The sequence below is a fragment of the Crystallibacter permensis genome (genome assembly GCF_025960875.1).
GTDB classification, from domain to species: Bacteria; Actinomycetota; Actinomycetes; order Actinomycetales; family Micrococcaceae; genus Crystallibacter; species Crystallibacter permensis.
The window spans coordinates 46,760-65,757 of sequence record NZ_JAODLR010000024.1; the positions used below are offsets into that span (position 1 = coordinate 46,760).

At 65.0% G+C, this 18,998-nt stretch carries 16 protein-coding genes; 11 read left to right on the plus strand and 5 right to left on the minus strand.

The window, feature by feature from the left end; genetic code table 11:
* The first annotated feature begins 84 nt into the window (after positions 1 to 84).
* From B0G38_RS19960 to B0G38_RS19975, 4 genes are read left to right on the plus strand one after another with little or no spacing between them, the layout of a single operon-like run.
* Positions 85 to 1,461 carry an extracellular solute-binding protein gene (locus B0G38_RS19960; protein WP_264671063.1) on the plus strand — a complete coding sequence of 459 codons (1,377 nt, stop codon included), beginning with the start codon at positions 85 to 87 and terminating at the stop codon, positions 1,459 to 1,461.
* Positions 1,462 to 1,465: 4 nt separating this feature from the next.
* Positions 1,466 to 2,398, plus strand: coding sequence for a carbohydrate ABC transporter permease (locus B0G38_RS19965; protein WP_264671064.1), 933 nt, complete (start codon positions 1,466 to 1,468; stop codon positions 2,396 to 2,398).
* Between the two features lie 3 nt (positions 2,399 to 2,401).
* On the plus strand, positions 2,402 to 3,316 hold the full coding sequence (locus tag B0G38_RS19970) for a carbohydrate ABC transporter permease (protein WP_264671065.1): 915 nt from the start codon (positions 2,402 to 2,404) through the stop codon (positions 3,314 to 3,316).
* 29 nt (positions 3,317 to 3,345) lie between these two features.
* Positions 3,346 to 6,462, plus strand: coding sequence for an alpha-mannosidase (locus tag B0G38_RS19975; RefSeq protein ID WP_264671066.1), 3,117 nt, complete (start codon positions 3,346 to 3,348; stop codon positions 6,460 to 6,462).
* On the opposite strand, the gene B0G38_RS19980 is transcribed toward B0G38_RS19975, so the two are convergent.
* Entirely contained in the window at positions 6,459 to 7,067 is a 609-nt protein-coding gene (locus B0G38_RS19980; RefSeq protein WP_264671067.1) for a cob(I)yrinic acid a,c-diamide adenosyltransferase, read from the minus strand. The genes B0G38_RS19975 and B0G38_RS19980 overlap by 4 nt on opposite strands.
* Before the next feature lie 106 nt (positions 7,068 to 7,173).
* Between B0G38_RS19980 and B0G38_RS19985 the strand changes: the two genes are divergently transcribed.
* The gene (locus B0G38_RS19985; RefSeq protein WP_264671068.1) at positions 7,174 to 8,865 is read left to right on the plus strand and encodes a BCCT family transporter; all 1,692 of its coding nucleotides are present in this window, start codon (positions 7,174 to 7,176) and stop codon (positions 8,863 to 8,865) included.
* Between the two features lie 135 nt (positions 8,866 to 9,000).
* Here the strand turns inward: B0G38_RS19985 and B0G38_RS19990 are convergent, their stop codons facing one another.
* Positions 9,001 to 10,035 carry an NAD-dependent epimerase/dehydratase family protein gene (locus B0G38_RS19990; protein WP_264671069.1) on the minus strand — a complete coding sequence of 345 codons (1,035 nt, stop codon included), beginning with the start codon at positions 10,033 to 10,035 and terminating at the stop codon, positions 9,001 to 9,003.
* 112 nt (positions 10,036 to 10,147) lie between these two features.
* Between B0G38_RS19990 and B0G38_RS19995 the strand changes: the two genes are divergently transcribed.
* Positions 10,148 to 10,696 (plus strand): acyl-CoA thioesterase, encoded by a 549-nt coding sequence (locus B0G38_RS19995; protein WP_264671070.1) that lies wholly within the window; start codon positions 10,148 to 10,150, stop codon positions 10,694 to 10,696.
* Positions 10,697 to 10,744: 48 nt separating this feature from the next.
* Here the strand turns inward: B0G38_RS19995 and B0G38_RS20000 are convergent, their stop codons facing one another.
* Together B0G38_RS20000 and B0G38_RS20005 are read right to left on the minus strand one after the other, a co-directional pair.
* Positions 10,745 to 12,358 carry an AMP-binding protein gene (locus B0G38_RS20000; RefSeq protein WP_264671071.1) on the minus strand — a complete coding sequence of 538 codons (1,614 nt, stop codon included), beginning with the start codon at positions 12,356 to 12,358 and terminating at the stop codon, positions 10,745 to 10,747.
* Between the two features lie 126 nt (positions 12,359 to 12,484).
* Positions 12,485 to 13,135, minus strand: a complete 651-nt coding sequence (locus tag B0G38_RS20005) for a LysE family translocator (protein WP_264671072.1) — start codon at positions 13,133 to 13,135, stop codon at positions 12,485 to 12,487.
* Positions 13,136 to 13,251: 116 nt separating this feature from the next.
* Between B0G38_RS20005 and B0G38_RS20010 the strand changes: the two genes are divergently transcribed.
* Positions 13,252 to 13,707: an Lrp/AsnC family transcriptional regulator gene (locus B0G38_RS20010; RefSeq protein WP_264671073.1), complete on the plus strand. Its 456-nt coding sequence runs from the start codon at positions 13,252 to 13,254 to the stop codon at positions 13,705 to 13,707.
* Between the two features lie 52 nt (positions 13,708 to 13,759).
* Here the strand turns inward: B0G38_RS20010 and B0G38_RS20015 are convergent, their stop codons facing one another.
* Positions 13,760 to 14,644: a LysR family transcriptional regulator gene (locus B0G38_RS20015; protein ID WP_264671074.1), complete on the minus strand. Its 885-nt coding sequence runs from the start codon at positions 14,642 to 14,644 to the stop codon at positions 13,760 to 13,762.
* A gap of 519 nt (positions 14,645 to 15,163) precedes the next feature.
* Here B0G38_RS20015 and B0G38_RS20020 point away from each other — a divergent pair.
* From B0G38_RS20020 to hpaE, 4 genes are all read left to right on the plus strand, one after another.
* A complete protein-coding gene (locus B0G38_RS20020) occupies positions 15,164 to 15,622 on the plus strand; it encodes an EamA family transporter (RefSeq protein ID WP_264671075.1) in 459 nt (152 codons plus the stop codon).
* Positions 15,623 to 15,705: 83 nt separating this feature from the next.
* Complete coding sequence (locus B0G38_RS20025; protein ID WP_264671076.1) at positions 15,706 to 15,888, plus strand: PspC domain-containing protein; 183 nt, start codon at positions 15,706 to 15,708, stop codon at positions 15,886 to 15,888.
* 111 nt (positions 15,889 to 15,999) lie between these two features.
* Complete coding sequence (locus B0G38_RS20030; RefSeq protein WP_264671077.1) at positions 16,000 to 16,989, plus strand: LLM class flavin-dependent oxidoreductase; 990 nt, start codon at positions 16,000 to 16,002, stop codon at positions 16,987 to 16,989.
* A gap of 254 nt (positions 16,990 to 17,243) precedes the next feature.
* Positions 17,244 to 18,764: a 5-carboxymethyl-2-hydroxymuconate semialdehyde dehydrogenase gene (gene hpaE / locus B0G38_RS20035; RefSeq protein ID WP_264671078.1), complete on the plus strand. Its 1,521-nt coding sequence runs from the start codon at positions 17,244 to 17,246 to the stop codon at positions 18,762 to 18,764.
* Positions 18,765 to 18,998: the final 234 nt, after the last annotated feature.

An 18,998-nucleotide genomic window follows, 5' to 3' on the forward strand; every position in this document is an offset into this window, starting at 1 on the left:
GGTAGCATCGAGCCATCGTGCGCATCAGGCTTCGCTGCCCTTGAGATCGTGACCGGCATCCAGCCTGCGGATCAAAGGAGAACCATGCGTGGCACCAGGAATACCTCCGTCAAATCATCGCTGTCACTGATTGCAGCCGGCCTGCTGGTGCTGACCGGCTGTTCGGCTGGCGGGGGAGGGGGTGCGGGCGCTGGCGATGATTCCACGCTGCGCATCGTGTACCAGAAGTCGGGTGAAGGTTCGCCGTTGGACACTTTGATGCAGGACGTCAAGACCCAGTTCGAAGCCGGAAACGAAAACGTCACCGTCCAACTGGAGCCGGTTGAGGGCAGCGACGAGGATTACGCCACCCGGCTGGCGCTCTCGCAGCGCTCGCCGGATACTGCACCGGACGTGTTCTACGAAGATACGTTCAAGGTGCGATCCGACGTCGACGCCGGGTATCTGCTCAACCTTGATCCGTACCTCGAAGAGTGGCCGGACTGGGAGCGCTTCAACGACGGGGCGAAAGCGGCCGGCGTAGCCGACGACGGCGCCACTTACGCAGTCCCGCTCGGCACCGACACCCGGGTGATCTGGTACAACAAGAACGTCCTGGAGGCCGCAGGGGTGGAAGTGCCATGGGCGCCGAAAACCTGGGATGACATCCTGGCGGCGGCACGCCAGATCAAGGAGTCCCAGCCGGACGTCGTCCCCTTCAACATGTACGCAGGCACGGGCACCGGCGAGGGCACCGTCATGCAGAGTTTCTACGAACTGCTGTACGGCACGGACAGCCAGCTTTACAACGAGGACCAGCAGAAATGGGTGGTCGGTTCGCAGGGCTTTGTGGATTCGCTGGCCTTCCTGAAGACGCTCTACGACGAGGAACTCGCACTGACCCCGGCCCAGGCCCTGGATCCGAACATCTGGCAGGCGGTGTTTGGCGAGTACCTGCCCGAGGACAGGATGGGCGGTGTGGTCGAGGGCTCCTATTCGCCGAGTTTCTGGCAGGAGGGCGGCATGTTTGAATGGGCCGAATACGGTGACGTGATGGGCGTGGCGCCGTTCCCCACGCAGAACGGCCAGGAGCCCGGCGCGGTCAGCATGTCCGGCGGCTGGACATTGGCCATCGGAGCCAACTCCCAGAACCCGGACCTGGCTTTTGAGTTCCTCACGACGGCGATGAACCAGGAAAACCTGCTGAAGTATACGGTGGACAACTCACAGATCGCCGTCCGTTCCGACATCGCCGACGACCCAACGTACCTGGAGTCGAACCCGTTCGTGGCTGACGTCTCCGAAGTGGTGGACGTGACGCATTACCGCCCCGCCACCAGCGACTACCCGGAAATTTCGACGGCGGCGCAGCAGGCGACGGAAGCAGTCATCACCGGAGAGCGTACGCCCGAGGAAGCCGCGGCGGACTATGACGCTGCCGTGCGGGACATCGTCGGAGCTGACAACGTCGTCGAAGAGTGACCGCATGACCGCCGGGACCAGCACCCGGCCCGAGCTCGGGCCGGGCACCGGACCGGGGCACGGGAACAGCGGCAGGACCGGTGCGCTGTGGCTGAAGCTGCTGCCCCTGGCCCCGGCGATCGCACTGCTGGGGATTTTCCTGGCCGGGCCGATCATCTTCTCCGTCTACGGCTCCTTCACCAATGCCGCGCTGACGGGCAAAAATGCCAAGGACCCGCAGTTCATCGGGTTCGAAAACTATGCCGATCTGTTCCGCGACCCGAACTTTCCGCAGTCCCTGTGGCTGACCGTGCTGTTTGTGTTTGCCTCGGCCATCGTGGGGCAGAACCTGCTCGGCCTCGGAACCGCCCTGCTGATGAACAAGGCAACCAAGGCGATTGCCGCCGTCGTCGGTGTCTGCGTGGTGGCGGCGTGGGTGCTGCCGGAAATCGTGGCGGCCTTCGTTGCCTACGCCTTTTTCTTCCGCGAAGGCACCCTCAACCAGCTGACGGCCACCGTCGGGATCGCGCCGGTGGACTGGCTCTTCGAACACCCCATGCTGGCAATTATCCTGGCCAATATCTGGCGGGGAACCGCGTTCTCCATGATGGTCTACCAGGCGGCGCTGAACGATGTGCCGCAGGAAATCAGCGAGTCCGCAATGATCGACGGCGCCGGCGGGGCGTTGCGGCTCTGGTACATCACGCTGCCGATGATCCGGCGCAGCATCGCCACGAACCTGATGCTGATTACCCTGCAGACGCTGGCGGTCTTCACCCTGATCTACGTGATGACCGCGGGCGGGCCGTCCCGGCGCAGTGCCACGCTGCCCGTCATGGCCTATGAGGAAGCCTTCCGGTACAGCAACATCGGTTACGGCACGGCAATCGCCGTCGTGATGATCCTGATCGGTGCGGTGTTCTCCGTGGTGTACATCCGTCTGCTGAAGGAGAAGTGAGCAATGTCCCCGACACCAGCAGCTATGCCTGCGTCCGCCACTTCGTCCGTCCCTGCCCCGGGACGGCGGCCGCGCCCCGGATTGTCCGTTTCCTCCGCCCGCAGGTCGGCGTCAAAGACGCTGGCCAATGCGGTGCTGATCCTGCTGGGGCTGTGTTTCCTGATCCCGCTGAGCTGGCTGGTGCTGGCGTCGCTGGACCCCGAGGCCGGCTACACCACCGAACTGCCGAAGACCTTCACGCTGGACAACTTCGCAGCGGTGCTCACCCCGGAACTGGCGTTTGTGCCGCTGCTGAACAGTCTGCTGCTGTCAGCCGGGGCCGCCGGGCTCACCGTGGTTGCGGCCGTGCTGGCGGCATACCCGCTGTCCCGGTACCAGTTGCGCTTCAACAAACCGTTCCTCTACACGGTGCTGTTCGGCACCTGCCTGCCCATCACCGCCATCATGGTTCCGGTCTACGGCCTGTTTGTTCAGCTGAACCTGCTGGACTCGTTGCCGGCCACCACGTTTTTTATGGCCGCAACATTCCTGCCGATGGCCATCTGGATGACCAAGAATTTCATGGATTCGGTCCCCATCAGCCTGGAGGAAGCCGCCTGGATGGACGGCGCGTCCTCGATGAAGGCGCTGGCCCACGTGGTGGTGCCGCTGATGCGACCGGGATTGGCCGTGGTGTTCATTTTCGTCTTCATCCAGGCCTGGGGGAACTTCTTTGTGCCGTTCATCCTGCTGCTCTCCTCCGGCAAGCAGCCCGCCGCCGTGAGCATCTTCCGCTTCTTCGGCCAGTATGGCACCGTGGCGTACGGACAGCTTGCCGCCTTTTCCATTCTTTATTCGATTCCCGTGATCCTGCTTTACGTGCTGGTTGCGCGCGGCATCGGCGGCTCGTTCGCCATGGCCGGTGCGATGAAGGGGTAGTTCGTCGCAATAGTCCTTAAGGAGTGTTTATGCACGACAACCGGTTACTGGTCGAGGCGCGGATCCAGCGCTTCATGACGGAGCGGCTCGCAGCGCAGCTCTACCGCGAGGCTGTGCCGCTGCGGGTCGAGGCGTGGGCCTGCCCGGACGAGCCGGTTCCCTGCACGGAGGCGATGCTGCAGGAGTTCAAGCCCTTTGCCGTGGGCCGGCCCTGGGGGCTGCCGTGGGGGACCACCTGGTTCCGGCTCACCGGCGAGATGCCCGCGGATTGGACCGGAAAGTACGACGGCGATGCCGACGTCAGCGGGAAAGGTTCCGTTGGGCTGTCCGCGGGAGAGGGCGACGGCGTCGCGCGGCTGGAGGCCGTAATCGATCTCGGCTGCACTTCCCTGCTGCCCGGCTTCCAAGCCGAAGGGATGGCCTACTGCCCGGACGGCAGCATCATCAAGGGCGTTGAACCGCTGAACATGCATGTCCCGCTCGCTCCTGGACCCGATGGCAGGATCGAGTTTTATGTGGAGGCGGCGTCGAACCCCAACGTCGCAGACGGATTCCTCTTCGCGCCCACACCGCTGGGGGACAAGGCGACCGCCGGGAGCGAGCCGCAGAACGTGCTGGCCCGGGCGGATCTGGCGTTGCTGGATATGCAGGTATGGGAACTGATGCAGGACTTCCGGACGCTGGACGGGCTGATGCGCGAGCTGCCGGAGGATCTGCCGCGCCGGCATGAGATCCTGCGGGCACTGGAGCGGGCGCTCAATGCCGCCGATCCACAGGACCTCGCCTCGACCGCACCGGCGGCGAGGGCCTGCCTGGCCGAAGTGCTCAAGGCCCCGGCGTATGCCAGCGCGCACCGCATTCATGCCGTCGGCCATGCCCACATCGACAGCGCCTGGCTCTGGCCGGTGCGTGAGACCGTGCGTAAAGTGGCCCGGACATTTTCCAACGTGCTGGACCTGATCGAGAAACACCCGGATTTCGTCTTCACCGCCTCGTCGGCCCAGCAGTACGCGTGGCTGAAGGAGCACTATCCCGAACTGTTCGAGCGGGTGGCCGCAGCCGTGCGTGGCGGCCGCTTTGTGCCGGCCGGCGGCATGTGGGTGGAACCGGACACCAACATGGCCGGCGGGGAGGCGCTGGCCCGGCAGTTCGTGGCCGGCAAGCGCTTCTTCCTGGAGAACTTCGGGGTGGAACCGCTGGACGTGTGGCTGCCGGATTCCTTCGGCTACTCCGGTGCGCTGCCGCAGATCGTCAAGGCTGCCGGTTCCCGCTGGTTCCTGACACAGAAGATCTCCTGGAACGACACCAACCGCTTCCCGCACCACACATTCCAGTGGGAAGGGATCGACGGCACGCGGATCTTCACGCACTTTCCACCTGCGGACACGTACAGCTCGGACGTTTCCGCGACACAATTGGCCCATGCCCAGCGGAATTACCGCGAAAAGGGTTCGGCCAACACCTCGCTGCTGCCCTTCGGCTGGGGCGACGGCGGCGGCGGGCCCACCCGCGAGATGCTGGCGGCGGCCTACCGGACGGCAGATCTAGAGGGTTCACCGCGGGTGCAGCTCTCCGGTCCGGAAATGTTCTTCCGCGCGGCCGAGGCAGAGTACCCGGAGCCGCCGGTCTTTTCGGGCGAGCTGTATCTGGAGTTCCACCGCGGGACCTATACGTCGCAGGCGCGGACCAAGCGGGGCAACCGGCGCAGCGAGCATCTGCTGCGCGAGGCCGAGCTCTGGGCCACCACCGCGGCCATCCGCAAAGGCACGCCGTACCCCTATGACGAGCTGGAGCGTGCCTGGCAGACGGTCCTGCTGCAGCAGTTCCACGACATCCTGCCCGGCTCATCGATCGCGTGGGTCCATCAGGAGGCCGAGCGCAACTACGCCCAGGTGGCCGAAACGCTGGAAAGACTGATTGCGGACGCCCTCGCCGCCGTCGTCAATCCGGACAGCGGCCCGCTCAGCGTCAACGCGGGTCCTTACGCGGTGGCAGGGGTGCCCGGGCTGGGCGGCGGTACGCCAACAGAACCTGTGCCGGTCCAGTTGGAACACGGCGAGGGCGGGTGGATCCTGCGCAGTGAAGCGCTGGAACTGACAATCGACGACGCCGGACTGCTCACCTCGCTGCTGGACCGCGGCGCCGGACGGCAGCTGGTGCCGGCCGGGCTGGCGGGCAACCTGTTCCAGGTCTTCCGCGACATGCCCAACCAGTGGGATGCATGGGACCTCGACGAGCACTACAAATCAACCGTGGCCGAGCTCCGCAAAGCGGACTTTGTGGAACCGCTGGAGACAGACGGAACGCCCGGGCTGCGGATCCGGCATTCGTTCGGGGACTCCGTCCTGACCGAGCAGATCCGGCTGAGCCAGGACGGAAGCGGCGTCGAACTCGAAATCGATGTGGACTGGCACGAGCAGCAGAAACTGCTCAAACTGGCGTTCCCGCTGGACGTGCACGCGGAGCGTGCCGCCTCGGAAATCCAGTTCGGCCATATCTACCGGCCGACCCACAGCAACACATCCTGGGACGCCGCCCGCTTCGAAACGGTGGCGCACCGCTGGGTCCATGTCACCGAGCCCGGCTACGGGGTGGCCCTCGCCAATGACGCCACCTACGGTTACGACATCGGCCGCGCCGCGCTCGCGGACGGTGCCGGGACGTACACTTCCGTCCGCGCGTCGCTGCTGCGCGCGCCGCTGTTTCCCGATCCGGGGGCCGACCAGGGACGGCATTCCTTCCGGTTTTCGCTGCGGCCCAACGCCGGGATACCCGAAGCCGTGGCGGAGGGGTACCGGCTGAACCTGCCGCTGCGCACCGCCGGCGGATCGGTGTCCGGCACGGATGCGGACGTCGATGCCGGAGACGCCGGGCTCAAGCCGGTCTTCGCCGTCGATAATCCCGCGGTGGTTATCGAAGCGGTCAAGCTGGCCGAAGACCGCAGCGGCGACGTGGTGGTGCGCTTGTACGAGGCGCACGGTGGCCGGACCGAAGCAGTGCTGCGGCCCGATTTCGATTACGACGGCGTGGCCGCCACAGATCTGCTGGAGCGCGAAGTGCCGGCGGACTGTTTTCAGGATCTGGGCTCCGGAGCCCGGGTGCGGCTCCGGCCCTTCCAATTGGCCACGCTGAGGTTCCGCCGCTAGTGGCTTTCTCCGCCGGTCTCTTCCACGGGTTCGGCCGGCATCGAGACGGAGGATTCCGGTACCCACATCACGTCTCCGTGTTCGGCGTTGGCCCCGCGCGCCAGCACGAACAACAGGCCGGAGACACGGTTCATGTAGCGGGCGCATTCGATGTTGACGGTGTCCGGGTGTTCCTCGAAGGCGCGCCAGATGGCAACTTCCGCGCGCCGGACAACCGAGCGAGACTCGTACAAGTGTGCCCCGGCGAGGGTTCCGCCGGGCAGGAGCATGCCGCTCAGGTCACCGGCTTCCTGCTCGAAATGCTCAATGGCGCGCTCGATCCGCTCAGTATGGGCTGGAATGATCCGGGCCTTGGCCGGGGTGGGGCTGTTGGTCGGAATGCTCAGATCCGTGGCCAGGTCAAACAGGTCATTCTGCACGCTGACCAGCGTTGCTACCAGATGTGGCGGCAGGGCACCTCCCGCCAGAGTCACGGCAATGGACGCATTCGCCGCATCGCACTCCGCATACGCGACGACCCTCACATCCGTCTTGGGAATCGTGCCATGTCCGCCGAAGTCCGTCTGGCCGGAGTCGCCGCTGTGCGTGTAGCCTAGCTCGTTCATGCCTGCAACTATACTGACGATAGTTTCCGCGTCGAAGTGGCAGGTATAGAACAGGGCTTAGTCCCGTTGCAGCAAAGCAGAACAACACGGACCAGCGAGGGTTTCCATGAGTGAACATCAAGCGGGTAAATCCGCAGAATCGCGGTTGGGCGACGCCGTCTCCGACACGCCGGCCCACGGATGGGCTGGTGTCGACAAGACAGTTTTCGGCGTCTCCCTGGTGATCGTCGTCGCCGTCTGTATTCTCGGCATCTTTTTCACGGAGGCCATCGAGGAGGCCGCCGGCGCGGCCTTGGGCTGGATCACCAGCACCTTCGGCTGGCTGTTCATTTTGGGCGCCACCGGATTCGTCGCTTTCTCCCTGGTTCTGGCCTTCGGCCGGTACGGGAACATACCGCTCGCCCGGGAAGGGGAGGGGCCGGAGTTTTCGACGCTTTCCTGGATCGCCATGATGTTCAGCGCAGGCATGGGCATTGGCCTGATGTTCTTCGGCGTCTACGAACCGGTCACCCACCTCGCCTCGCCGCCGCCGTTTGTCGGGGCGGAAGCAGGCACCGAGGGCGCCGCGAGCTCGGCCATGGCTTACACCTTGTTCCACTGGGGACTGCATCCGTGGGCCATCTATTCCGTGGTGGGACTCGCGTTGGCCTACTCCACCTACCGGATGGGCCGCGGCAACCTGATGAGCGCGCCGTTCCACTCCTTGCTGGGCAAGGAGCGGATCGAGAAGGGCTGGGGCAAGCCGATCGATATCCTCGCCATCATCTGCACCAAATTCGGTTCGGCCACCTCGCTGGGGCTGGGCGCCCTGCAGATTGCCGCGGGACTGACCCTGCTCCAGACAGGCGAGTTCGACGACAACCCTGGTGCCGCGCTGCCCATCATCATCATCTGTGTCCTGACCGTCGGCGTGGTCTTCTCCGCGGCCAGCGGGGTGTCCAGGGGCATCAAGTGGCTGAGTAACACCAACATGATCCTTGCCGCCGTCCTGCTGGTGTTCGTTTTCGTTGTCGGACCTACGGTGTTCATCCTCGACCTGTTGCCTAACTCCATTGGCACCTACCTGTCCAGCCTGGTCTCGATGAGCTTCCATTCGGCTGTCTTTGGTGGCGGGGATTGGCTGGCCAGCTGGACTATCTTCTACTGGGCCTGGTGGATTTCGTGGACGCCGTTCGTTGGCACCTTCATCGCCCGGATCTCGCGTGGCCGCACCATCAAGGAATTTGTCCTCGGTGTGTTGCTGGTTCCCACCGCCGTCAGCATCATCTGGTTCACCATCTTCGGCGGCGCCGGCATTAACGCCCAGCTGAACGGGCTGGACATTGCCGGTACCGGCAGCGAGGCGGCCGGATTCTTCGCGCTGCTGCAGCAGTACCCGTTCTTTATCGGCGCGGCGATTGTGGTCATGGTCCTGACCGCAGTCTTCTTCGTCAGTGGCGCCGATGCCGGCTCCCTGGTGCTTGGCACCTTGTCCTCGCGGGGCAAGAAGGAACCCTGGAAACCGCTGGTCATCATGTGGGCGGTCCTCACCGGCGCCGTGGCAGCCGTCCTGCTCTTTGTCGGCGGGCTGGGTGCGTTGCAGACCTTCACCATTTTGGCGGCCACGCCGTTTGTGCTGATCATTATGGGTCTGTGCGTCGCCCTCTATGCGGACCTTCGGAAGGACCCGTTGCGGCAACGCCGGATGGGCCCGGTCCGCGGTGCGACTGCGGTACCGAGCACCGTTCCCTTTGCGCAACCCGTAGAGACGGGCGCCATCGAAACCGTTGCCCCCCCGAAGAAGGAACCGGGCAAGTAAATTCGCAAGACAGCGCAACGGCGGCATCCGGACCCGGCCCCAGTCCCCATTGGACTGCCGGGACCAGGCGGATGCCGCCGTGGTCGTTATTGCTGGACACTGGTGGGCCTGATGGCGGGGCGGAGCCACGGGTGCCTACCGCGGGTGCAGGGGTGGGGAACCGGCAACGCCCTGGCCTGCAGCCAGCCCGTCGAGCACCGACTGGAGCGCTTCAACCGAGCTGTACCGCGGAGTCCAGCCGAGCTCGGTTCTGATCCGGTCCGTCTTCATGATGGGCGCGTTCCGGGCCATGTCGATCCAGCCGGGGTCCGAAGCCTGCAGCCGCACCGCCCAGGAAAGGCCGACGGCTGCACGGATCAGTCCCACCGGGACGTTCAGCACCCTCTTGGCGCCGAGCATTCCGCCGAGCAGTTCGGACGTAAATACCGGATCCGCCGCGACATTGAACGCGCCGCCGGCGCGCTGGTCAACCACCCGCCAGTAGGCATCGGCAATATCGTCGGCGTGGACCACCTGGAACTTGAACGCCTTGGGGATCGGCAGCAGCGGAATCCGGAGCTTGTTTAGGAAGAACTTGGGGATCAGCGGACCGAGGAAGTAGCGCCCAATCTGGGCGCCGGCGTCGTGCTGGAAAATGAGGCCGGGACGCAGCCGCGCCACCAGCATCTCCAGGTGCCGCCGCTCGAATTCGTCCAGCAGCAGCTCCTGCTCGCCCTTGAACCGGCTGTAGTGCGAGGAGGCTATGCCGCGGGCCGGCCAGCTTTCATCCACGGGCCGGTCCTTGTCCGCCGGGCTGTAGGCGCCGACCGACGAGGCGCAGACAAAGTGCCGCACCCCTGCCTCCGCCGCCGCGGCCAGAGCGTTGGCGGTGCCGTGCACGTTGATCCGGCGCATGAAGGGTTCATCGTGGTTTGGCTGGAGCACCCAGGCCAAATGCACGACGGCGTCACAGCCGGTCAGTGCCTCGGCCAGCCTTTCGCGCGCCGCATCTCCGGCGACGTCGACGGAATGCCAGGTCACGCCGTCGTACGGTTCCCTTGACATCTCCGGCAGACGGCGGGCTATCCCCACGATCTCCAGCCCGTCCGGATCCGCTGCCCTCGCCTGTTGCATGCGGCGCAGCAGCGCGGTTCCGACGTTTCCGGTAGCCCCGATCACGGCAACGCGCATGGCGGCTCTCCTCTGGAATCAGATGCCCTTACCCTACGCGGAGCGCGGCCAGCGCAACAGGGCCGCGGCCAAGTCCGCGACAGCTAAGTTACCAGCGGGTAGCATTTGGTCCATGCATCTGCTTCTGCGCACCCTCTTCCATTTGTTCCGCTCCCGCCGCCGCCCGAAACTCGGCATCTGGGACACGTCGTCGCTGCCGCTGCGCGTACTGCCCACCGACGTGGACATGGCCCTGCACATCAACAACGGAATGTATTTCTCGCTGATGGATCTGGGCCGGTTCGACCTGATGGTCCGCAGCGGAATGTGGGCCGTGATGCGCCGCAACGGCTGGAATCCCATTGTCGGCGGGGAGACCATCAGCTTCCGCAAGCCCCTGAACCTCGGCGCCAGATACACCATCGAATCGAAGATCATCGGGTTCGACGAGCGGGCCATCTTCTTCGAGCAGCGCATGGTCAGCGGCGGCGAAATCTATGCCCGCGCCTACATCTGCGCCCGCCTGGTCTCCAAGCAGGGACCGGTCAGCAACGAAGAAATCTTCGCCGAGACCGGCCAACCGCCGGCGGAACTGGTCCTGCCCGAGTGGATCCACGAGTGGCGGCTGAACAACTCGCTGCCCAGCACCCGCCGCCCCGCGCCGCACGCCTGGCTCAAGTAAAGACCACTAACGACGACGGCGCCGGGGCGCACCTTTGGATCCTGCCGGCTATTCCTTGGCGTGCTGGGACCGGAGCACGAACCGCTGCAGCTTGCCGCTGGGGGTTTTCGGCAACTCATCGACGAAATGGACCGTCCGCGGGTAGGCGTGCGCGGCGTACTGCTGCTTGACCAACTGCTGCAGCTCGGCCTCCAGTTCAGCCGAGGCGCGCGAAGGATCTCGAAGCACCACGTAGGCCTCCAGCCGTTCGCCCCGGAGCTCGTCCGGCACGCCGATCACGGCGCTTTCCTGCACGAGCGGGTGCGTGGCGAGGACGGACTCCACCTCGAACGGGCCGATCCGGTAGCCGGCCATGATGATCACGTCGTCGTCGCGGGAAGAGAAATAGGTGTAGCCGTCCTCGTCCAGCTGCCCGGTGTCCCCGGTGTAGTACCAGCGGCCGTCAGCGCTGAACCGCCCGGCGGTTTTGGCCGGATCGTTGGTGTAGCCGTTGAACCAGAACAGCGGGCTGGCCGGAACGTCCAGCGCCACCCGGCCCTTCACGCCCGGGGCCGCGGCCTCGTCGGAGTCCATCTCCAGCACCGTGCTGGTGTAGCCGGGCATGGCAAAGCCCATGGACCCCGGCCGGACCTCGCGGGCGGCCGATTCCTCCCAGCAGTTGATGATGCACATGCCCATCTCGGTCTGCCCGTAGTGATCGCGGACCGCCGCACCGAGGCATTTCGCGGACCAGGCAATGGTGTCCGCGTCCAGCGGTTCGCCGGCGCTCGAGGCGCGGCGGACGACGAGGCCGTCGATGCCTTCCGGTCGGGCGGCGCGCATTGAGCGGACGATGGTGGGTGCGGCGGCGAAGTTGGTCACCTGGAAGTCCCGCAGGATCTGCCAGCACAGTTCCGGGTCGAAGCCGCTGCGGAGCAGGAGGTTGCGCCGGCCTGCAAACAGCGGCGCCAGCAGTCCGTAGTACAACCCGTAGGCCCAGCCCGGATCGGCCACGTTCCAGAAGACATCGTCCTCGCGCACGTCCAGCCCGTAATGCAGGTAGGCGTGGAAGGCCTCCAGCGCCTTGACCGGAACCGGGACACCCTTGGGCTCGCCCGTGGTGCCGGAGGTGAAGATCTCCACCAGCGGATCATCGAGCGAGCGTTCGACGGCGGGGAAACCAGTGTCCTGCGCGTCGAGCAACGCGCTCAGGTGCGCCGCGGCGTCGTCGTTATTTGCGGTTTCGGGACCGGCGCCGGCCACGATCACCTGCAATCCGAGCTTGTCCCGCAGCCCATCGAGCTTCTGCAACTGGGCTGCATCTGCGACGACGACGGCGGCGCCGCTGCGGGCCAGCCGCACCTCGATGGCAGGCGTGGCGAACGCGGTGAAAAGCGGAACGTGCACGGCGCCCAGCCGCCAGAGGCCAAGGAGTACCGCAACCAGATCCGCGCTCTTACCCATCAGCGTCGCCACCCGGTCTCCCGGCTTCACACCCAGGGCGGCAAAGGCGGCCGCGGTCTGCTCCGAACGGTCCTTCAGCCAGCCGTAGCTCAGGTCCGCCGAGCTCAAATCCGGCTCGATCACGGTGAACGCGGTGTCGGCCGCCGGATGCCGGTCGCAGAGCAGTTCGGCTGGTTTCACCGGTTCGGATGACTGGGGCACTGCGGCGGACTCTGGCATGGAGGACTCCGTTCGGAACGACTTTGGCCTGATCGGGATCAAGACGGGCTGGTTGCCCGGTTTGCTCCATGCTAGCGACTCCGTCCGTCCGTTTATGACCGCAGCCACAGGCGCAGGCGCCGTGGGCTAGGCGAAGAAAGCCAGCAAGGGTCCGGCCTGCTCCCACAGCAGGGCGGCGCCCAGGACAATCATGATGGTGCCGCTGGCCAAGGTGACCCGGCCGGCGGCGGCGGGACGGGAGGCGAGTAACTTCCTGGCAGCCAAGGCGACCAGGGTGTAAACGAGGGCGGCAGCCGCGACAAAGGATAGCCCCAGAATGCCGGACTGGATGGATGCGGGCAGGGACGCCTGCGGACTGACGAACTGCGGCACCAGCGCCACATAGAGCAGCAGGCCCTTTGGATTGATCCCGCTGGTCCCCATCCCGCGGAAGAATGTTGCCACCCTGCCTTTGGCGCCGGGTGGGTTGTCCGCCCCTCCGCTGCTGAAGCTGGCGGCGCGCCAACTCCTTGCCGTGCTGATTCCCAGCCAGACGAGATAGACGGCGCCGGCCACCGTCAGCCAGCCCAGAAGGGACGGCTGGCTGGCGATGAGTGCAGCGAGCCCGGCGGCGACCAGCAGGGTGTGCAGCACGTAGCCGCTGCACAGCCCCGCAACTGCCGGGGCGAAACTGCGCTGGCCGAGGCCGGCCGCAATCGAATAGGCCCAGTCGGCTCCGGGGGTGCAGGCCAGCGTGAAGGCAACAATGGCGAAGCCGAAAAACAGCTGCTGGTCCATGGGGAAACTCCTGCTCGAAGCGGTGGGGCGACTGGCTGGAATAACCGTATGAAAAATCCGGTGAGAAGTGCTTACCTTTTTATTGCCGAACTGCAGGTCTGGAGTAAGATTCTTGCGTGGTTGACAAAATTGATAGAAGTATTTTGCGCAGTCTGCAGCAGGATGGGCGAAGGACTGCCACTGCGCTCGCCAGCGACATCGGGCTGACGGTGGCGCCCTGCCACCGCAGGCTGCGCGAGCTGGAGTCATCCGGGGTGATCCGCGGCTACCGGGCGGACATCGAGCGGTCCGCCGTCGGACTGGGTTTTGAGGCCATCGTGTTTGTCACTCTGCGCCAGGTGGACCGTGCCACGCTGGCGGAGTTCGAACGCCAGGTCATTGCCAATACGCACATCATTGAGGCGGAGCGGCTCTTCGGCGACATCGACTACCTGCTCAAAGTAGTCGCTGCGGATCTGTCCGCCTACCAGCACTTCTACGATGAGGAACTCTCCGCGCTGCCGGCCGTGGAACAACTAACCTCCACAATCGTCATGAAGAATCTCAAGGCCGGCGCGGGACTGCCGCTCTGACGGACACGGTTGGCTGCGGAGGGTGGATGGGTGACCCGGAGAGTCCGGGCGGCTAGCTATAAAGCTCGGTCAGCAGTTCGACGATGGCATCGGTTTCGCCCGGTGGCCGGGATTTCGGCCAGGCTGCATAGACCGGCAGCGCGGGGGCGTCCCGAACCAGGCGATAGGTCAACCCCGGCCGCCGGTACTGGTGCATGGTGGCCTCGGCGGTGATGCCACGCGCTTTGCCACTGCTGATGACCGTCAGCCAGTCATCGATGTTGCTGATACTGATGGTGGACTTGGGCTGCCCGTCTGCCGGCCACAGTGCAAGGTTCGTGCTGCCGGTGCGTGTATCGAGTGCAACGGTGCCCTCGGCGATCTGGGCCAGGGTAACCGTCCGGCGTGAAACCAACGGGTCGTCCGAAGCTATCGCACAATAGCGCTTCTCGAAGCCGATGCGCTCCATGCCGAAAGTCTCGGGGTCGGGCTCCCGGCGGAGAATGGCCAGATCGGCGACTCCTTCGGCCAGACCTGCAGTTGAGGTGTTGGTGCGGATGAGCCGGAGCTCTGTATGGGGATGTGCATCCGCCCACCTGTGTTGTAACTCGACGGTGTGCTTCCCGAGGGCAGACCAGGCATACCCCAGCCTGACCACCGCAGTTTCCGACCGGGCGTCCCGTTCCAGGTCGTCGAGGACCAGGAGGAGACGGCGGGCCTGATTCAGCGTCTTCTCGCCGGCCGGATTCAGCTCCAGCGAACGCGTTGTGCGGTCGACAAGCCGGACGCCGAGCGCGTCTTCGAGGCCGGCGAGAATGCGGGAAATGGACGCTTGCGAGACGCCGAGCTCGATGGCTGCATCGGTAAAGCTCCCAGTCTCGGCGAGCGCAACCAGGCAGCGCAAGTGCCGGATCTCAACATTAATGCGCTCAGTGTATAAGTCGTCCGGGTCATGCATTTCTTGATCCGCTTCCGTAGCGGCACGATGGCCGCATGGAAGCAAACGGCAGCACGAGGAGGCGCGGGTGGGCCGGCGTGCTCACCCTGCTCGGAAGCACGTTGTCGAACCAGACGGGCGCGGCAATCGCCTCCTTCGGCTTTCCGCTGATCGGCCCGGTGGGAGTTGTTGCGGTGCGCCAGTTTGTCGCGGCGGCGCTGTTGCTTCCGATCGTTCGGCCGCGCCTGCGCAATTTCACGCGCCATCAATGGTGGCCAGTCCTGCTGCTGGCTCTGGTTTTTGCGACGATGAACCTCAGCCTGTACTCCGCCATCGAGCGCATTGGCCTGGGCCTGGCCGTTACGCTCGAGTTCCTCGGCCCGCTTGCTGTTGCCCTCTTCAGCTCCCGGAAGGTCGGCACGGCAATCGCCGGCCTTTTCGCCGGGGCCGGCGTTGTGATCATTACCTGGCCCGAGCCCAACCGACTACCTTGGCATCGGGCTCGCGCTCGATGCCGCGTGCAGTTGGGCATCGTACATTTTGCTAAACCGCTCTATTGGACACCGCATTCCGGGGATCGAAGGAACCGCGGCCGCGACGGGAGTGTCCGCGCTGCTTTTCGTACCGGTGGGCATCATCCTCTTCCTGAACAATCCGCCGAGCTTCTTCGCCATTGCCTGCGCAGCGGCTGCCGGCGTCATGGCATCCGCGGTGCCATACGTGGCCGACCTCATCGCCTTGCGTCACATATCCACCCACGTCTTCGGACTGCTGATGAGCGTGAACCCCGTCTTCGCCGCGGTGATCGGGATGCTCATGTTGGGCCAGGCATTCGGGGCAACAGAGTGGCTCGGCGCCGTGCTGATCGTCTGTGCCAACGTCAGTGTCCTGCTGCTCGGTGGCCCTGTTAACGATGATCCGGCTCCAGAGAGGCAGGCGGAGGGCATCCCCCTGACGGACTATGCCGGCGGCTCGACGGGGATCCCTATCCGGGATTAAACGAGCGGGCCGCTGGTGTCATCCGGCAGCTGCTGGGGCAGGCCATCATTCACGGGATAGCAATACGCGCGTAGCCTGAAATCATGAACTCTACGTTGGTTCGACCTCGCAGTGGCAAAATGATCGCCGGCGTCTGTGCGGCGCTCGCCGCCCGGTTCGGAATTCCAAAGCTGCTCATACGGATCGGGTTTGTGATCTTTGGCCTGGTGGGCATTGGCGAAATCGTCTACATCCTGCTGTGGATCATGATTCCCAAAGCGCCCTGAGCCGCTCCCAAGTGCAGCCGCAGAAATAAGCTGAGCACCGGCGTCGTTGTCCATGGTGTACCCGGGCAACCATGCCCGGAAATGGGCATCTTACGAAAGGCTGGCTTACCAGTGACTGTTCCTCTCTCGATTCTCGATCTGGCAACTATCGGCAAGGGCGAGACGGTGCGGGACAGCCTCGAGGGCAGCGTCGCCCTCGCGCAGCGGGCCGAAGAGCTGGGCTACCGGCGCATCTGGTATGCCGAGCACCACAACATGTCCTCGATCGCGTCTTCGGCGACCAGCGTGCTGATTGCCCATATTGCCGCTCATACCGAGAGAATCCGGCTCGGCGCCGGCGGCATCATGCTGCCCAACCACGCGCCGCTGACCATCGCCGAGCAGTTCGGCACGCTGGAGACACTGCATCCGGGGCGGATCGATCTTGGCCTGGGCCGCGCGCCGGGTAGCGACCAGAACACCATGCGCGCGATGCGCCGCGATCCGATGAGCGCCGAGAGTTTTCCGCAGGACGTGCAGGAGCTCCAGGGCTACCTGACCGGGCAGACGCGCATTCCCGGCGTGGAGGCGACGCCGGGCAAGGGCACCAACGTGCCGCTGTACATCCTCGGATCCTCGCTCTTCGGCGCCAAGCTGGCCGCCGCGCTGGGACTGCCGTACTCCTTTGCCTCGCACTTCGCGCCGAATGCGCTGCAGGACGCGGTGGCCGCGTACCGGCGAGAGTTCCAGCCTTCCGAGCAGCTGGCCGAGCCGTACGTGATCGCGGGCGTGAACGTCATCGCCGCGGATTCGAACGAAGATGCCCAGGCGCAGCTCCATATCACCAAACGCTCCCGGGTCTCGCTGCTCTTCGGCCGCGACCGCACGTTCACCGATGAGGAAGCGGACATGATCCTCGAGTCTCCGCAGGGCCAGCACGTCGAGCAGATGGTGAAGTACTCCGCGGTCGGCACGCCGGAAGCAGTCAAGGAATACCTGGACGGCTTCGCCAAGCATGCCGACGCCGACGAGCTGATTGTCGCGCACCAATCACCGACGACGGCGCAGCGGCTCCGCTCGGTGGAGCTCACGGCCAAGGTCAGCGGGCTGGTAGCTGCCTGAGGGCGACGCCCGCTCGCTGGTCCGTTCTTAATCACTAGGTGCTCTGGGCCGATTGACATCGGCCCAGAGCACCTAGTGATTAATGGTTTCGGTGTTTACGCGTCAACAGGTCCGAGCGTCTCCACGGCGTAGGCGTGTGAGCTATTGACAGCAGCGCGTGTCTTCGGTCACCATAGATCGTATACGATTTCAAATCCGAAACGTTCTCGCCCTTGGAAGAAAACCCCTTGAACGAGGGGGGAAGGATCACGCCCGTGAGCAAGCACTTTGTCCCGGAGAACCTGCCCGACCACATCCAGCACTACATCGATGGCAAGTTTGTCGACTCCATCGGCCGCGAGACCTTCGAGGTCCTGGACCCGGTATCCAACCAGACCTACGCCACGGCCGCCTCCGGCCAGACGGAAGACGTCGACCTCGCCGTCGCCGCTGCTAAGCACGCCTTCAAGGAAGGCCCGTGGCCGAAGATGCTGCCCCGCGAACGCTCGCGCGTGCTGCACAAGATCGCCGATATTGTCGAATCGCGCGATGACGAACTCGCGTACCTCGAAAGCTACGACTCCGGCCTGCCGATCACCCAGGCCAAGGGCCAGGCCCGCCGCGCCGCCGAGAACTTCCGCTTCTTCGCCGACCTCATCGTCGGGCAGGAAGACAACGCGTTCAAGGTGCCCGGTCGCCAGATCAACTACGTGAACCGCAAGCCGATCGGCGTCGCCGCGCTCATCACGCCGTGGAACGTGCCTTTCATGCAGGAGTCGTGGAAGCTCGCCCCCGCACTCGCGACCGGCAACACCGTCGTCATGAAGCCGGCCAGCTACACGCCGCTCTCCGCCGCGCTGTGGCCCGAGATCTTCCGCGAGGCAGGCGTGCCCGAAGGAGTCTTCAACCTGATCTTCGGCTCCGGCGGCGTCGCAGGCGACTACCTCGTGAAGCACCCGGATGTGCCGATCGTCTCGTTCACCGGTGACAGCTCGACCGGTGCCACCATCTCGACGGCGGCCGCCCCCCAGTTCAAGAGCCTCTCGCTCGAGCTTGGCGGCAAGAGCCCGGCTGTTGTCTTCGCCGACGCCGACATCGAGGCCGCACTCGACGCTACTGTCTTCGGTGTGTTCAGCCTGAACGGCGAGCGTTGCACGGCCGGCAGCCGCGTGCTCGTGCAGCGCGACATCTACGACGACTTTGTGGCTCGCTTCGCCGAGCGGGCGAAGAACATCGTGGTGGGCCTCCCGAGCGATCCCGCGACCGAGGTCGGCTCGCTCGTGCACCCGAACCACTTCGACAAAGTCATGAGCTACATCGAGATCGGCAAGTCCGAGGGCCGTCTCCTCGCCGGCGGCGGTCGTCCCGACGGCTTCCCCACGGGCAACTACGTTGCACCGACCGTGTTCGCCGACGTCGCCCCCGATGCCCGGATCTTCCAGGAGGAAATCTTCGGGCCTGTCGTCGCGATCACCCCTTTCAACACCGACGAAGAGGCGCTCGAGCTCGCGAACAACACCAAGTATGGTCTCGCAGCCTACGTCTGGACGACGAACTTGAAGCGCGCGCACAACTTCGCGCACGCGATCGAGTCGGGCATGGTGTGGCTGAACTCGAACAACGTGCGCGACCTGCGCACCCCGTTCGGCGGCGTCAAGGCTTCGGGTCTCGGACGCGAGGGCGGCTACCGCTCGGTCGACTTCTACACCACTCAGCAGTCGGTGCAGATCACCCTCAACGAGTCCCACTCGCCCAAGTTCGGCGTTGAGGCCAGCCGGGAAACCGGCGACGCCTAATTGCTTGTCCGGCTTGCACCGGACGCTTGACCGGGGCTGACGCCGAGTCCAGACCTCCGTCGCTAGCGTTAGCCCCCGAAGGGAGTGGGCCCAGGTCCATGGGCCCACTCCCTCGCCAATCCAAAAATTCTAAGGAAACATCATGAGCAACGAAATTCCCAAGCCCAGCGTCCCTGCTCCGGACATTGTCCGCTGCGCGTACATGGATCTGGTCGTCACGGACCTGGCCAAGTC